At 66.6% G+C, this 15,882-nt stretch carries 13 protein-coding genes; 2 read left to right on the forward strand and 11 right to left on the reverse strand.

The features are described from left to right. Positions 1–12: 12 nt before the first annotated feature. The 10 genes from glgB to SMN802W_RS0111470 all read right to left on the reverse strand — a co-directional run bounded on the left by glgB (position 13) and on the right by SMN802W_RS0111470 (position 10,794). A complete protein-coding gene (gene glgB / locus SMN802W_RS0111430; RefSeq protein ID WP_019517045.1) occupies positions 13–2,178 on the reverse strand; it encodes a 1,4-alpha-glucan branching protein GlgB in 2,166 nt (721 codons plus the stop codon). Further along, the gene (locus tag SMN802W_RS0111435; RefSeq protein ID WP_019517046.1) at positions 2,175–4,610 is read right to left on the reverse strand and encodes a glycogen/starch/alpha-glucan phosphorylase; all 2,436 of its coding nucleotides are present in this window, start codon (positions 4,608–4,610) and stop codon (positions 2,175–2,177) included. The genes glgB and SMN802W_RS0111435 overlap by 4 nt, the downstream gene beginning before the upstream one ends. A gap of 90 nt (positions 4,611–4,700) precedes the next feature. Further along, positions 4,701–5,057 carry a HesB/IscA family protein gene (locus tag SMN802W_RS0111440; RefSeq protein ID WP_019517047.1) on the reverse strand — a complete coding sequence of 119 codons (357 nt, stop codon included), beginning with the start codon at positions 5,055–5,057 and terminating at the stop codon, positions 4,701–4,703. A gap of 10 nt (positions 5,058–5,067) precedes the next feature. Then, a complete protein-coding gene (locus tag SMN802W_RS0111445) occupies positions 5,068–5,532 on the reverse strand; it encodes an SUF system Fe-S cluster assembly protein (protein ID WP_019517048.1) in 465 nt (154 codons plus the stop codon). After that, on the reverse strand, positions 5,529–6,740 hold the full coding sequence (locus tag SMN802W_RS0111450; protein WP_019517049.1) for a cysteine desulfurase: 1,212 nt from the start codon (positions 6,738–6,740) through the stop codon (positions 5,529–5,531). The genes SMN802W_RS0111445 and SMN802W_RS0111450 overlap by 4 nt, the downstream gene beginning before the upstream one ends. 76 nt (positions 6,741–6,816) lie before the next feature. Then, positions 6,817–7,878: a SufD family Fe-S cluster assembly protein gene (locus tag SMN802W_RS0111455; protein WP_037523893.1), complete on the reverse strand. Its 1,062-nt coding sequence runs from the start codon at positions 7,876–7,878 to the stop codon at positions 6,817–6,819. Between the two features lie 2 nt (positions 7,879–7,880). After that, positions 7,881–8,636: a Fe-S cluster assembly ATPase SufC gene (sufC, locus tag SMN802W_RS0111460; RefSeq protein WP_019517051.1), complete on the reverse strand. Its 756-nt coding sequence runs from the start codon at positions 8,634–8,636 to the stop codon at positions 7,881–7,883. Next, the gene (locus tag SMN802W_RS18325; protein WP_156818851.1) at positions 8,623–8,874 is read right to left on the reverse strand and encodes a hypothetical protein; all 252 of its coding nucleotides are present in this window, start codon (positions 8,872–8,874) and stop codon (positions 8,623–8,625) included. Before SMN802W_RS18325 ends, sufC begins: the two co-directional genes overlap by 14 nt. After that, complete coding sequence (sufB, locus tag SMN802W_RS0111465) at positions 8,867–10,351, reverse strand: Fe-S cluster assembly protein SufB (RefSeq protein ID WP_019517052.1); 1,485 nt, start codon at positions 10,349–10,351, stop codon at positions 8,867–8,869. Before sufB ends, SMN802W_RS18325 begins: the two co-directional genes overlap by 8 nt. Continuing rightward, positions 10,351–10,794: an SUF system Fe-S cluster assembly regulator gene (locus tag SMN802W_RS0111470; RefSeq protein WP_019517053.1), complete on the reverse strand. Its 444-nt coding sequence runs from the start codon at positions 10,792–10,794 to the stop codon at positions 10,351–10,353. Before SMN802W_RS0111470 ends, sufB begins: the two co-directional genes overlap by 1 nt. Before the next feature lie 318 nt (positions 10,795–11,112). Here SMN802W_RS0111470 and SMN802W_RS0111480 point away from each other — a divergent pair, with 318 nt between their 5' ends. Then, the gene (locus tag SMN802W_RS0111480; protein ID WP_019517055.1) at positions 11,113–12,141 is read left to right on the forward strand and encodes a quinone-dependent dihydroorotate dehydrogenase; all 1,029 of its coding nucleotides are present in this window, start codon (positions 11,113–11,115) and stop codon (positions 12,139–12,141) included. Here the strand turns inward: SMN802W_RS0111480 and SMN802W_RS0111485 are convergent. Further along, positions 12,082–13,884, reverse strand: a complete 1,803-nt coding sequence (locus tag SMN802W_RS0111485; protein WP_037523895.1) for a gamma-glutamyltransferase family protein — start codon at positions 13,882–13,884, stop codon at positions 12,082–12,084. The genes SMN802W_RS0111480 and SMN802W_RS0111485 overlap by 60 nt on opposite strands. 216 nt (positions 13,885–14,100) lie before the next feature. Here SMN802W_RS0111485 and SMN802W_RS0111490 point away from each other — a divergent pair, with 216 nt between their 5' ends. Further along, positions 14,101–15,834, forward strand: coding sequence for an AMP-dependent synthetase/ligase (locus SMN802W_RS0111490; protein WP_051083615.1), 1,734 nt, complete (start codon positions 14,101–14,103; stop codon positions 15,832–15,834). Positions 15,835–15,882: the final 48 nt, after the last annotated feature.

Consider the following 15,882-nt stretch of genomic DNA (forward strand, 5'->3'; position numbering starts at 1 on the left):
TCGCGTGCGGCGTCATCCTACCTGTTCAAGCATGATCGTCGCGAGCGGCGGCAGCGTGACGTTGGCGATGCCATCCTTCGCGACCACGCCACCGAGGTTGCCGAGCCCCGAGCCCCAATAATCGTGCGCGTCGGAATTCAGGATTTCACGCCAGCGCCCGTTTGCGGGCAACGGCACCGGGTAGGGCATCCGCGCGACGGGGGTCATGTTGGCGATCACCGCGATCGTTGGCGCATCCGGCGCCTTGCGCAGCCAGACAAACACCGAGTTCTCCGCGTCATCGGCGATCACCCACTCGAACCCCTCCGCCTCGCAATCGCGAGCGTAGAGCGCAGGCTTGGTGCGGTAGAGCGCGTTCAGGTCGCGCACCAGCTTGCGCACCCCGTCGTGCGCCGACGATTTCAGCAGGTGCCAGTCGAGCGCGCGCTCCTCGCTCCATTCGCGGCGCTGCGCGAACTCCTGCCCCATGAACAGCAGCTTCTTGCCGGGATAGCCCCACATCATCGCGTAATAGGCGCGCAAATTGGCGAACTGCTGCCAATCGTCACCCGACATCTTGGTCAGGAGCGATCCCTTGCCGTGGACGACCTCGTCGTGGCTGATCGGCAGAATGAAATTCTCGCTGAAGGCGTACATCAGCCCGAAGGTGAGCTCGTCGTGATGGTGCGGCCGGTGCACGGGCTCACGCGCCATGTACTGCAGCGTGTCGTGCATCCAGCCCATGTTCCACTTGAACCCGAACCCGAGGTTCTCGCGCGCGCCCTCGTCATACGCAGGGTGGCTGACACCCGGCCAGCTGGTCGATTCCTCCGCGATCGTGAAGGTGCCGGGGTGTTCGGCATAGAGCGCGCGGTTGACGCCGCGCAGGAAGTCGACCGCCTCCCAATTCTCGCGCCCGCCGGCCTGGTTGGGCACCCACTCGCCCGATTTGCGGCTGTAGTCGCGGTAAAGCATCGAGGCGACCGCATCGACCCGCAACGCGTCGACGTGATAGCGCTCGCCCCAGAACAATGCGTTGTTGGTCAGGAACGACGCCACCTCGCGCCGGCCGTAATTGTAGATCGCGGTGTTCCAGTCGGGGTGGAAGCCGAGCCGGGGGTCCTCATGCTCATAGAGCGCGGTGCCATCGAAACGCGCCAGGCCGTGCGCGTCGGTCGGGAAATGCGCCGGCACCCAGTCTAGGATCACACCCAGTCCGGCGCGGTGCGCACCGTCGACGAAGCGCGCGAATCCTTCGTGATCGCCGAACCGTGCCGACGGCGCATAAAGGCCGGTCGCCTGATAACCCCAGCTGGGATCATAGGGATATTCGCCGATCGGCATGAACTCGATGTGGGTAAAACCCATTGAGACGACGTAGGGGATCAGCCGGTCGGCAAGCGCGTCCCAAGTCAGGAACCAGCCGTGCTCGTCACGCTCCCACGATCCGGCGTGGACCTCGTAGATGCTGATCGGCACGCGCCGCGCGTCGACCTTCGCCCACGCTTCTCGGTGCGCGTCGTCGCCCCATTCGTGCGTCGGCGGCGCAGTGGTGATCGAGGCGGTGGCAGGGCGCAGCTCGGCGGCAAAGGCGAACGGATCGGCCTTGAGCGGCTGCGTCACGCCATTCGCTGCGACAATCTCGTACTTGTAGGCGCGCCCGGCACACAGATCGGGGACAAAGATTTCCCACACGCCCGCGTCGGCGCGCCGGCGCATGACATGGCGCGCACCGTTCCAGTTGTTGAAGTCACCGACAACGCTGACGCGCTGCGCATTGGGGGCCCAGACGGCGAAGTGGATGCCGCTCGCACCCTCGTGATCGATCAGGTGCGCGCCAAGCTTGTCGTACAGCCGTTGGTGCTTGCCCTCGGCCATCAGCAGGTCGTCAACGGGGCCAAGCACGGGACCGTAGCTGTACGGATCGCCGACCCACCAATGGCCCCCCGCTCCGCTCGCACGGTAGCGCAGCGGCTGCGGCTCACCTTCGATCCGCCCCTCGAACAGTCCGCGATCGTCGACACGCGCAAGCCCGCCGAGCAGTTCACCGCCAAGCGAATGCGCCACGACGCGATCGGCCCCCGGGATCCACGTCCGCGCGAACGTGCCTTCCGGTCCGGCGCGCGCGCCGAGCATTGAAAAGGGATCGTCGTGCCGTCCTTCAAGCAGCGCGGCGATCGCGTCCTCGGGCGGGGTCACATCACGCCCCAGATGTTGCGGGCATATTCCGCGATGGTGCGGTCGGACGAGAACCAGCCCATGTTGGCGACGTTGAGCACGGCAGCGCGCCCCCAGGCGTCGCGGTCGCGCCAGCGGGCGTCAACCTCGCGCTGCGCGGCGGCATAAGCATCGAAATCGCCCGCGACCATGAACCAGTCATGGTCGTACAACCCCTGCATCAAATCGCGGTAGCGGTTCGGATCGTCAGGCGAGAACACGCCGGAGGCGATTGCATTGATCGCCTGAGACAACTCGTGCGACCCTTCGATCAGGCTGCGCGGGTCATAGCCACCGCTGCGCTTCGCCGCGACCTCGTCCGCGGTCATGCCGAAGATCACGATATTGTCCGCCCCGACATGGTCCCTGATCTCGACGTTCGCGCCGTCGAGCGTCCCGATCGTCAGCGCGCCGTTCAGCGCGAACTTCATGTTGCCCGTGCCCGACGCCTCCATGCCGGCGGTCGAAATCTGCTCGGACAAATCGGCGGCGGGCACCATTCGCTCGGCCAAGCTGACGTTGTAATTGGGCACGAACGCGACCTTCAGCAGTCCGCCGATCGCCGGGTCGGCGTTGATGCGGCGCGCGACGTCGTTGGCCAGTTTGATGACGAGCTTGGCATTATGGTAGCTCGACGCCGCCTTGCCCGCGAACAACTTGACGCGCGGCGTCCAGTCGCGATCGGGATGCGAGCGGATCTGATCGTAGAGTGCCACCGTCTCGATCAGGTTGAGCAACTGGCGCTTGTACTCATGGATGCGCTTGATCTGCACGTCGAAGATCGCGTCGGGATCGAGCCGCAGCCCCATGTCGGTGCGCAGATGCTGGGCGAGCGCGACCTTGTTGGCCCGCTTCACCGCGGCGAAACGCTCGCGGAAAGCGGCGTCTTCGGCGAACGGGGCGAGGTCGGACAACGCCCTCGCGTCGTCGAGGAAGCGGTCGCCTATGCCCTCGCGGATCAGCGCGGTGAGCGCAGGATTGCACTCCTGCAACCAACGCCTGGGCGTGATACCGTTGGTCTTGTTGTTGATCCGCGTCGGGTAGAGCCGGTGAAGATCGGCGAATACCGTCTGCTTCATCAAGTCGGTGTGGAGCGCGGCAACGCCGTTGACGCTGTGCGAGCCGGCGAAGGCGAGATTGGCCATCCGCACCCGCCGCTCGCCGCCCTCGTCGATCAGGCTGATCGCGGCGATCACGCGGTCGTCGATGCCGTCGGTCGCGCGGGCCTCTCGCAACAGGCGCGCGTTGATGGCGTAGACAAGCTGCATGTGACGCGGCAGCATCCGCTCGAACAGCGGCAACGGCCAGCTTTCCAGCGCCTCTGGCAAAAGCGTGTGGTTGGTGTAGCCGAACGTGGAGCGGGTCACGTCCCATGCCTCGTCGAAGCCGAGTTCGTGGTGGTCGATCAGCAGCCGCATCAGCTCGGCGACCGACACTGCCGGATGCGTGTCGTTGAGCTGGATCGCCGCTTTGTCCGAAAGAGTACGGACGTCGCCGAAATATTGGACGTGGCGCCTCACGATGTCTTGGATCGAGGCGGAGGAGAAGAAATACTCCTGCCGGAGCCGAAGCTCCTGCCCCGCCGCCGTGCTGTCGTTGGGGTAGAGGACGCGAGTCAGCGTTTCGGCGCGCAACTGGTCGGCCAGCGCTCCCTGGAAGTCACCGGCGTTGAAGGCATCGAGCTTGATCGGATCGAAGGCGCGCGCGGTCCATAGCCTGAGCGTATTGACCCGGCGACCACGCCAGCCGACCATCGGCGTGTCGACCGCGACCGCCTCGACCGCCTCGGCGGGGTGCCAGTGGACCGCACCTTGCTCGTTGCCGGTCACCTCGCCGCCGAAGCCGATGAAATACGCGCTCTCGCGCCGCTCGAACTCCCACGGGTTGCCATGGGCGAGCCAGGTTTCGGGCAGCTCCATCTGCCAGCCATTGTCGATCCGCTGCCGGAACATGCCGTTGACGTAGCGGATACCGTATCCGTAGCCGGGCAGATCGAGCGTCGCCATGCTCTCCATGAAGCAGGCCGCGAGTCGTCCCAACCCGCCATTGCCCAGCGCGGCATCGGGTTCGATCTCCTCCAACTCGGCCAAGCTGATGCCAAGTTCCGCCAGCGCCTCGGCGACCTCGCCGGTTTTCATCAGGTTGGACAGCGTGTCGCGAAGCAGTCGCCCGATCAAAAACTCAAGGCTGAGATAATAGACCCGCTTCGCACCCGCCGCGTGCGCTTCTCGCGTCGAATCCATCCAGCGTTCGATGATCTCGTTACGCACGGTCAGGATCGTCGCGGCGAGCCAGTCGTGCGGCCGTGCGGCATGCTCGTCCTTGCCGATGCGGTGGACCAACGTGTCGAGGATGGCTGACGCCAGCGACCCGCGCTCGGACAATGGCGCGGCGGCGACGGTTGCGACGTTCAAGCAAGGACCCCCGAATGATGCTCCGGCACAGGATTAGGAGGCTTGCCGCCCTCTTGTCACCTGCCGTCGCGTCATTGGCGAGAAATCAGCTCAGACGGTGAAGCTTTCGCCACACCCGCACGCGCCCTTGGCATTGGGATTGTTGAACACGAAGCCGGCGGTGAAATCGTCCTCGACCCAGTCCATCGTCGAGCCGATCAGATACAGGATCGAGCCGCCGTCGACCCAGAGCGTGCCGCCGGGCGTCTCGATCTTCTCGTCAAACGGCTTCGCCTCGGTGACGTAATCGACCGAATAGGCGAGACCCGAGCAACCACGACGCGGAGTCGACAGCTTGACGCCGATCGCATCGGCGGGTGCGCGCGCCATCAACGCGGCGATGCGCGCTTCGGCGGTCGCCGTCAGGTTGAGCGCGGCGGGACGGGCGCGGGTCTTGGTGTCGGTCATCGCGACCTCCTCACAACATGCCGAGTTCGAGCTTGGCGTCGTCCGACATCTTCTCCGGATCCCACGGCGGATCCCAGACGAGGTTCACGTCGGCGAAGGCGATGCCGGGCACAGCCGCAACCCGCATCTCGACCTCGGCGGGCATCGACTCGGCGACCGGGCAATGCGGCGTGGTCAGCGTCATGGTGACGATCGCCTGCCCCTCGTCCGTCACCTCGACGCCGTAGATCAGGCCGAGGTCGTAGATATTGACGGGGATTTCGGGGTCGAAAATGTCCTTCAACGCGTCGATCACGCCTTCGTACAGCGCGCCGCCGGGCTCGCCGGGCTTGTCGCCCGCAGGCTTCTGCTGAAGGAAGCCGGTCAGGTAATCGCGCTCGCGAGGGCTGTCGGCCGCATCCTCGACGCGCGCGCGCGGAGGCGCGGTCACCGCGGCGACCTCCTGTACCTCGATCTTGTCGGAGCCTTCGCTCATCCAAAAATCCTTTTTACCCGTTCCATGCCGGCGACCAGCGCCTTAACGTCCTTGGGTCCGTTATAGACACCGAAGCTGACACGCGCGGTCGCCTCGACGCCTAGGCTGGCCATCAGTGGCTGCGCGCAGTGATGCCCGGCGCGGATCGCGACCCGGCTTTCGTCCAAGATGGTGCCGATGTCGTGCGGATGCACCCCCTCCATCGCGAACGACACGATTCCGGCCGAGTCGGCAGGACCGAACACGCGCACCGAATTGAGGTGCGACAGTGCCGCGCGCGTGTCGGCGACCAGCGCCGCCTCGTGCGCGTGGATACGCTTAAGGCCAATCGTGGAAACGTAGTCGATCGCGGCGTGCAGGCCCAGCGCGCCGACGATGTGCGGCGTTCCCGCCTCGAATCGTGTCGGCGCGGGCGCGTAGGTCGATCGCTCGAACGAGACGCGGTCGATCATCGACCCACCGCCCTGGTACGGCGTCATCGCCTCAAGCAGCTCCGCCCTGCCCCACAGCACGCCGATGCCGGTCGGGCCGTAGAGCTTGTGGCCGGAGAAGACGTAGAAGTCGCAGCCGATCGCGGCGACATCGACCGCCATCCGCGGCACCGCCTGACACCCGTCGATCAGTATCTTCGCACCGACCGAATGCGCGATCTCGCTTGCCTTCGTCGCGTCCAGCACCGAGCCGAGGACGTTGGAGACGTGCGCGAGCGCGACGAACTTGTGCTCACGCGTGATCTTCGCCGCCATCGCATCGAGGTCGATACGGTGATCCTCCGTCAGCGGGACCACGTCGATCGCGGCACCGGCGCGCTCGGCCGCGATCTGCCACGGCACGATGTTGCTGTGGTGCTCGAGCTGTGACAGCAGGATGCGGTCGCCCGCCTTTAGTTGTTGCGCGACCCAGGAATGCGCGACGAGGTTGATCCCCTCGGTCGCGCCGCGAACGAAGACGATCTCGTCTGACGAGCCACCGATGAACGATGCAACACGATTTCGCGCCGCCTCATAGGCGAGCGTCATGTCGGCGCTACGCTGGTACACGCCGCGGTGGACGGTGGCATAGGTCGTGTCGTAGCCACGCGTAATCGCGTCGATCACCGCCTGCGGCTTCTGCGACGTGGCGGCGGTGTCGAGATAGGCCCAGCCGTCGGGGATTGCGGGGAAGTCGGCGACCGTATCGAGCGGGCGCTCCTGCGTGGTCGTGGTCATGCCGGCACCTGCTGGAAAGTCACAAAATCACATCCTCTTGCGCGCGCGACCACCATCAAGGACGCCGGTGCCTGCCTCACAGCGCAGCGTCGAGCCACGCATCCGCGTCCGCCTCGAAAGCGGCGCGGACCGCCTCGTTGCCGATCCGCTCGAGCACGTCCGCGACGAAGGCGTGGGTCAGGATCGCCTGCGCGCGGCCGCGCGGAATACCGCGGCTCTGCATGTAGAACAGCGCGCGCGGGTCGAGTTCGCCGACCGTCGCGCCGTGCGCGCATTTCACGTCGTCGGCGAAGATCTCGAGCTCGGGCTTCAGGTTGACGGTCGCGGTGCGGTGCAGCAGCAGGCCGCGCAGGCTCTGCTCGCCGTCGGTCTTCTGCGCATGCCGCGCGACCTCGACCGCGGCGGCGAGGCTGGCGCGGCTCTGGTCGGCCGCGACCGCGCGCCACACCTGCCGCGACGCGCCGTTCGGCTGCGCGTGGTTGACGCGGACGGCACATTCCTGCGCTTGGCTTTCGCTTGTCAGCAGCGCACCGCCGTATTCGACGAAGGCGCCCTCGCCCATCAGGTTGAGTTGCGCGTCGATGCGGCTGCCCTGCCCGCCCACACCGAGGAAGGTGGTAAGGAGGCTCGCCGCCTCACCGATGTCGGCTTCCTCGCGCAGTGACACGAAGCCCGCGGGCTGAAGCAGCCGAACGCTGCGCATCAGCCGCGCGCCGCGGCCGAGCGTGGTCCGGGTGTAACGGTTGGCCCAGCCGGCCCCGACGAACGTCTCGACCACCTCGCCGACCGCGTCATCAGCAAGCACGATCTCGGCCCCAAGGTGATTTTCCGCACGCGTCGCGACGTGGACGATCTGCACCGGTTCAGCGGCAGCTTGCGCATCCAGGCGGAGCGACCAGCCGGCGCGCGCATGACGGCCGAGCGCGTGGTCGCTACCAGCGACGTCGCCGAGCGTCACGGCGCCGAGCGTCGACGCTACCTCATCCAGCACGCCGTCGACGAACATCAACCGCGCACCGGGCAAGTCGAGGAAGTCGTGCTCTACCTGAGCGATGGGCGCGAGCGCCGCCGCGGCGGAGAGCGCGCCGAGGTCAGCCCAGCGCCACGCCTCTGCGCGGGTCGAGGGGAGTTCGAGCATGCTCACGCCGTCGCCTCGGCCTCGATCCCGGCGTAGCCCTCGCGTTCCAGCTGGTGCGCGAGTTCGGCCCCGCCGGTGCGCGTAATGCGACCGTCGGCAAGGACGTGGACAACGTCTGGCTTCACGTAATCAAGCAGCCGCTGATAATGGGTGATGAGCAGCACCGACTTGTCGGGTGCGCGCATGATGCGGTTGATGCCGTCGCCGACGATGCGCAGCGCGTCGATGTCGAGCCCGCTGTCGGTCTCGTCGAGGATCGCGAACTTCGGGCTGATGATGCCCATCTGCACCATCTCATTGCGCTTCTTCTCGCCGCCCGAGAAGCCGACGTTGACCGGACGCTTGAGCATCTCCGCATCCATCTCCAGCCGCGCAGCTTCCGCGCGCGCGAGCTTCAGGAACTCCGCGCCCGACAGCGGTTTCTCATCACGCTGGCCACGCTGCGCGTTCAAGCTCTCGCGCAGAAACTGCACGTTCGACACGCCGGGAATTTCCACCGGATATTGGAAGCCAAGGAACACACCCGCCGCGGCGCGCTCGTGCGGCTCCATCTCGAGCAGGTCGTGGCCATCGAAGGTGATCGAGCCTTCGGTCACCTCGTAGCCGGGGCGGCCGCCGAGGACATAGCCGAGCGTCGACTTCCCCGCGCCGTTCGGCCCCATGATCGCGTGGATCTCACCCGCGTTGACGCTGAGCGACAGGCCCTTGAGTATCGGCTTGCCGTCGATCTCGGCACATAGGTTTTCAATCTTGAGCATTTGAGCTTTCTTCGAGGCTTTGCAGCTGTTCAAGGTCGCCACCGTAGCGACGATAAATAGCGCAGAGTTCTATCATGTCGGCCGCGGTCACGGCGGTGGGATCGATAGTCAAGACGACCTGCGTCCCACGTCCACGCACGTCTTGAATGCATGCGATGCGTCCGAGCCAGTCGAAGTGCGCCTTCTCATCACCTTCCGACCAGTATCGAGTTTGGTCAAAGAAGAACGGGCTATCCAACCGAACCCTCCAAACTGATCCCGAGCAGCTTCTGCGCCTCAACCGCAAACTCCATCGGGAGCTGCTGGAGCACCTCGCGCGCGAAGCCGTTGACGATCAGCGCGACCGCCGCTTCCTGGTCCAACCCGCGGCTCATCGCGTAGAAGAGCTGGTCCTCGCTGATCTTCGAGGTTGTCGCCTCGTGCTCGATCTGCGCCGAGGGGTTGCGCACCTCGATGTAGGGGATGGTGTGCGCGCCGCACTGGTCGCCAAGCAGCAAGCTATCGCACTGGGTGAAGTTGCGCACGCCCTCCGCGGTCGGCGCCACGCGAACGAGCCCGCGATAGGTGTTGTCGCTACGACCCGCGCTGATCCCCTTCGACACGATGGTCGAGCGGCTGCCCTTGCCGAGATGGATCATCTTGGTGCCGGTGTCGGCCTGCTGGCGGTTGTTGGTAACCGCGACCGAATAGAACTCACCGACGCTGTTCTCGCCCGCAAGCACGCACGACGGATATTTCCACGTGACGGCCGAGCCGGTTTCGACCTGCGTCCACGACACCTTGCTGTTACGACCCTGGCACAGCGCGCGCTTGGTAACGAAATTGTAGATACCGCCGACGCCGTTCTCGTCGCCGGGATACCAGTTCTGAACGGTCGAATATTTGATCTCGGCATCGTCGAGCGCGACCAGCTCGACCACCGCGGCGTGCAGCTGGTTCTCGTCGCGCATTGGCGCAGTGCAGCCCTCCAGATACGATACGTAGCTGCCCTTGTCGGCGACGATCAGGGTGCGCTCAAACTGGCCGGTATTTTCCGCGTTGATGCGGAAATAGGTCGACAGCTCCATCGGGCAACGGACGCCCTCGGGGATGTAGACGAACGTACCGTCTGAGAAGACCGCGGAATTGAGCGTCGCGAAGTAGTTATCATGCTGCGGCACGACCTTGCCGAGCCACTTGCGCACCAGATCGGGATATTCGCGGATCGCCTCGGAGATCGAGCGGAAGATGACGCCCGCGGCCTCCAGCTCCTTGCGGAACGTGGTCGCGACCGACACCGAGTCGAAAACCGCGTCGACCGCGACCCGGCGCTTGGGCTCGCCGTTCTCGTCACGCTCCTCGACGCCCGCCAGCATCTTCTGCTCGGCGATCGGAATGCCGAGCTTCTCGTACACGCGCAGGATCTCGGGATCGACCTCGTCAAGGCTGCCGAGCTTGGGCTTCGCCTTCGGCTCGGCGTAGTAATAGGCGTCTTGATAGTCGATCGGCGCGATGTTGAGCTTTGACCAGTCGGGCGTCTCCATCTCGAGCCAGCGCGCATACGCCTTTAGCCGCCAGTCGAGCATCCACTGCGGCTCGTCCTTCTTGGCGGAAATGTAGCGAACGGTGTCCTCGCTCAGCCCCTTGGGCGCGAAGTCCTGCTCGATATCGGAGGAGAAGCCCCATTCGTACGTCTTCGAGACGGCCGCATAGGCTTCGGCGTTCTTGGTGGCCATTATGCCAGAACCTTTGTGGGAGTTTGTGGAGCGGCGGGCTGCACCGCCAATTGCGCGAGCGTGACGCCCGCGAGCGCCGACCGGACCGCATCGTTGACCGCATTCCAGTGCGGCTTGACGCGGCAGTTGCCCGACAGATTGCAGTCGTGATCGCCCGCGTCGACGCAGGCGGTCATGGCGATCGGGCCCTCAACCGCCTCAACGATGTCGGCGATCGTGATTGCCGATGGCGGCCGCGACAGGCGAAAGCCACCACCGGTGCCGCGCACGCTGTCGATCAGGCCGGCGGCGGACAAGCGGCTGACGAGCTTCTGCGCCGTCGGCAGCGGCACGCCGGTTTCCTCCGCCAGCATCGTCGCGTTCAGCCGCGCCACGCCGCCGCAATGCCGCGCCGCCGCAGTAAGCAGCACGACGGCATAGTCGGTAAGCGATGACAGGCGCATGTTGCGAGCGGTTCTCAAATCGGATCAGATCGTTCCGATTGGCAGATGGCGCGCTGGGTCGCGGAAATCAAGCACGTGCTGCATCGCCGAAAGGTCGATCAGCGCAATCGACTGCATGAGCCACGAAAAAAGGCCCGACGGGAGCGCCGGGCCTGAGTGCAAGAGCTTCGCGGAACGAAGCCCCTCGGGTCGCATGCACCTTCGAGCACGCGGCGGGCCGGATGTATTGGAAGGAAGCGTCAGCGTCCCATGCGATCCTTACAAATGGAGCGCGAATCGAGATTTGCTCAGCCGTGCACGATCGGCGAAGAGCATGGTATGCCCAATACCACGCGCTTGCTCCACCTGCTCGATCCCGAACGCGCGCATGTCGCCGCGGTGCGTCTGCTCGCCGGATGGGCGGCAGCGGATGCGCCGATGCGCCCGCGCGTGTCGCACCTGCCGGTGCGCGTCGCCGGGCTCGACTTCGCCAATCCGCTCGGGCTCGCCGCCGGCGTCGACAAGGATGCGCGCGCGATCCCCGGCTGGTTCGCGCTCGGCTTCGGCATGGTGGAGGTCGGCACGCTGACCCCGCTGGCGCAGAGCGGCAATCCGAAGCCGCGACTGTTCCGGCTGGCGGAAGACGGCGCAGTCATCAATCGCATGGGATTCAACAACGGCGGTCAGACGGCAGGGATCGCACGGGCGGCGGCGGCGAAGCGCACCGGCGTGCTGGGCATCAACGTCGGCGCGAACAAGGATACGACCGACCGCGTCGCGGACTACGTCACCGGTGTCACGGCGGCGGCGCGCGTCGCGGACTATGTCACGATCAACATCAGCTCGCCCAACACGCCCGGTCTGCGCGACCTTCAGGAGGGCGCGGCGCTTCGGGATCTGCTTGCTGCCTGCCGATCCGCCAAGGGGAAAACGCCGCTGTTCCTCAAGGTCGCGCCCGATCTGACCCATGCACAGATCGATAACATCGCGCGCGACGCGATCGACGGGGGTGTCGAGGCGCTCATCATGGGCAACACGACGATCTCCCGCCCCGCGCTCGCCTCCCGGCACAAGAACGAGACGGGCGGGCTGTCGGGCGCACCGTTGCGGACACTCGCACGCGAGCGGCTGAGCGATTTTCGCCGCGCGACCGGCGGCGCGTTGCCGCTCGTTGCGGTCGGCGGCATCGATACCGGAGCGGAGGCCTATGCCCGCATCCGCGCCGGCGCGAGCCTGGTGCAGGTCTATTCGGCAATGGTCTATGGCGGGCCGGGGCTGCCCGCACGCATCCTGCGCGAGCTCGACGCGCTACTGCGCCGCAACGGTTTCGCGTGCGTGGCCGACGCGATCGGGGCGGATGGCGACTGACCTGATGCGCGGCGCTGGCACCGCCTCCACCACCACCTTGCCTTCGCGCCGAGAGTCATAGCCGCCATCATAGCGTCCGCCACCGCGCACGATCATCGCGTGAACGCCGGAGTCCTCGCCCTGCCCCGGTTTGAGCGCGATGCCGCGAGCGGCGAGCCCGGCAAGCACCTGCGGCGCGAACTTGGTCACCTCGCCCTGGTATGCATCGCCGCGCGCGACAAGGTTCGGCTGCGCGAGCGCCGCCTGCGCCGGCAGGTTCCAGTCGATCGCGGCAACCAGCGACTTGGCGACATAGGCGAGAATCGCATTGCCGCCGGCCGATCCGATCGCACCGGCGAAACGGTTGTCACGGTCGAGCATGACAAGCGGCGTCATCGACGAGCGCGGGCGCTTACCCGGCGCCACCGCGTTCACCGCCGCGCGGCCGGTCGCGTCGCGCGGGCTGAACGAGAAATCGGTCATTTGGTTGTTGAGAAAGAAGCCGTCGACCATCCGCCCCGAGCCGAAGATCGACTCCACCGTGGTCGTGATCGAGACGACGTTGCCCGCACCGTCACCAACGATGAAGTGCGAGGTGCCCGCGGGCTCGTGCGTCGCGTCCGGGCCGGTCAGGGGAGCGCCCGGCGGGGAGCCTGCGACCGGTGCAGGACCAGCACGCCGCCCGATCAGCCGCGATCGGCTGTCGAGATAGGCCGGGTCGATCATTCCCGCGACCGGCACGCGTACAAAGGCGGGATCGGCGACATAGCGATCGCGGTCGGCGTACATCAGCCGGCTCGCCTCCGCGAACAGGTACCAGGCCTGCGGATCGTTCGGGCCACGTTTCGCGATATCGGTCCGCTCGAGTAGGCCGAGCAGCTCGATCAGCCCGACCCCGCTAGCGGGCGGCGGGGCAGCACAGACGCGGTAGACGCGCCACGCACCGCACACCGGCGTCCGCGCGATCGGCCGATAAGCGGCGAGATCGGCCTCGGTCATCGTGCCGGGCAACGGCGCGGCCTGCACCCGCGCAACGATGCGGCGCGCCGTCTCGCCGCGGTACAGCGCCGCCGGTCCCTCGGCCGCGAAGCGCGTCAGAAACTCGGCATAGGCCGGGTTGCGCAGCCGGTCGCCCGCCTGAAGCAACCCGCCACCCGGTCGCGCGAAGTAATGCTGCACATCCGGTGCCGACAGTTCGGCGTAGCTGCCCGCCAGCATGTGCGCGAGCCTGGGCGAGACGATGAAGCCGTCGCGTGCGGTCCGCTCCGCGTCGCTGAACAGCGTGCGCCACGGAAGCGCGCCGTGCAGCCGGTGCGCCTCGGCCAACATCGCGACCGCACCGGGGACGCCGGTGGCGCGGCCTGACAGCACCGCGCGCGCGAACGGCAGCGGCTGACGCGTGTCGGGATCGAGGAACATGTCCGCGCTCGCGCCCGCCGGTGCGACCTCGCGCCCGTCATAAACGATCACGTCGCGCTTGCCTGCATCGTAATAGGTCATGAACGCGCCACCGCCGATTCCCGAGCTCTGCGGCTCGACCAGCGACAGCATCGCCTGCACCGCGATCGCCGCGTCGACTGCGCTGCCCCCACGGCGCAACACCGCCATGCCGGCATCAACCGCGAGCGGGTTGGCCGCGACGACGAAGCCGGGCGTCCGCGGCGCCGCGGCGCTCGGCAACGGTGGTGGCGGATCGCCCGCCGGCATCGCCGTGCACGAGGCGAGCAGGAGGGCGGCAACGGCGGCGAGCAAAGGGGTACGCATGGCGCTGGATTACGCACTGACCGCCACTTCGTCCACGCGGCGGCGCACACCACCGCGCAACTATTCGCCACGGCGCGCACCTCGTGCGCGTATGCGCCTCCCCTAGCGTCGCCTCCGACCTGCCCCTAGAGCGTGGCCGCAATACGGGCCGATCAGGCCGCAACCGGGAGGATCACCGTGACGCGCAGGCTCGAACATTTCCCCAATCTGGTCGCGATGTTCTTCGCTCGCGCGGCCGAGCAGGGCGACGCGCCGTTCCTGTGGGCGAAGCGCGACGGCGCGTGGCAGCCGACGACGTGGCGCGATGCCGCCGAAAAGGTCGCGCGCCTTGCCGCCGCGCTGACCGCGATCGGGGTGGAGCGGGGCGACCGGGTGATGCTGGTTAGCGAGAACCGCCCCGAATGGTGCCTGTCCGATCTCGCCATCATGGCGGCGGGCGCGATCACGGTGCCGACCTACACCACCAATACCGAGCGCGATCACACCCACATCATCGAGAATTCGGGCGCGAAGGCGGTGATCGTCTCGACCGACAAGCTCGCCAAGACGCTGATGCCCGCAATCCTGCGCTCGATCCAGCCGCAGATCCTGATCGGGATCGACCCCGTCCGGCTCGGCCAGACGCCGTTCGACGTTTACGACTGGCAGACGCTGATCGACCGGCATCCCGCGAGCGTCGACGACGCGCGCGCGAAGGCCGACTTCGCGCGCGGCGATCCCGCCTGCATCATCTACACCAGCGGCACCGGCGGCGCACCGCGCGGGGTGGTGCAGCACCACGGCGCGATCCTGCACAACGTCAAGGCCTGCTGCGACGTGATCTCGGAGGATCTCGGCTGGGGTGACGAGGTGTTCCTCTCGTTCCTGCCGCTCAGTCATGCCTACGAGCATACCGGCGGACAGTTCGTGCCGATCGGGCTTGGCGGGCAGATCTACTATGCCGAGGGGATCGAGAAGCTCGCCGCCAACATGGAGGAGACCCGCCCGACGATCATGTTCGTCGTGCCGCGCCTGTTCGAGGTATTGCGCACCCGCATCTCTAAGACGATCGAGAAGCAGGGCGGCGTTTCCGCCAAGCTGCTCGCCGCCGCACTGGACGTCGGCACGAAACGGTATGCGGACAAACTGCGGCTGGCCGATCGACCGAAGGCGTTGCTGGTCGATGCGCTGTTCAAGCGCAAGATCGCGAAGAAGTTCGGCGGCCGGATGAAGGCAATGATCTCCGGCGGTGCGCCGTTGACGCCCGAGGTCGGCATCTTCTTCCAATCGCTCGGCGTCACATTCCTCCAGGGCTACGGCCAGACCGAGGCAGCGCCTGTCATCTCGTGCAACCGGCCCAGCGCGGGGGTCACGATGGACAGCGTCGGGCCGCCGCTGCCCGACACGGAGGTACGCATCGCCGAGGACGGCGAGATCCTGGTGCGCGGCGAGCTCGTCATGCACGGTTACTGGCGCAACGATGCCGAGACCGCGCGCGTGCTCAACGACGGCTGGCTCCACACCGGCGACATCGGTGAGATCGACGAAGGCGGGCGGATCAGGATCACCGATCGCAAGAAGGACCTGATCATCAACGACAAGGGCGACAATGTCGCCCCGCAAAAGGTCGAGGGGATGCTTACCCTCCAGCCCGAGATCGCGCAGGCGATGATCGCGGGCGACCGCAAGCCGCACATGGTCGCGGTGCTGGTGCCTGATGCGGAATGGAGCGCCGAGTGGACGGCGAGAACCGGCAAGACGAAGCACGATCCCGAGTACCGGGCCGCGCTACAGGCTGCGGTCGACCGCACCAATCGCGACCTGTCGGTGATCGAGCGCGTCCGCCGCTGGATCGTCGCCGACGAGCCGTTCGGGATCGAGAACGAGCAACTGACGCCGAGCCTGAAGATCAGGCGTCACGTGCTGCGCCAGATCTACGGAGAGCGGCTGGAGGCGCTGTACCGCGGCTAAGCGCGGTGGGATGCTCCGGCCGGTGCCTGCCCCACCCGGAGCGCCTGC

The sequence above is a fragment of the Sphingomonas sp. Mn802worker genome (genome assembly GCF_000382485.1).
In the GTDB taxonomy this organism is placed as follows: Bacteria; Pseudomonadota; Alphaproteobacteria; order Sphingomonadales; family Sphingomonadaceae; genus Sphingomonas.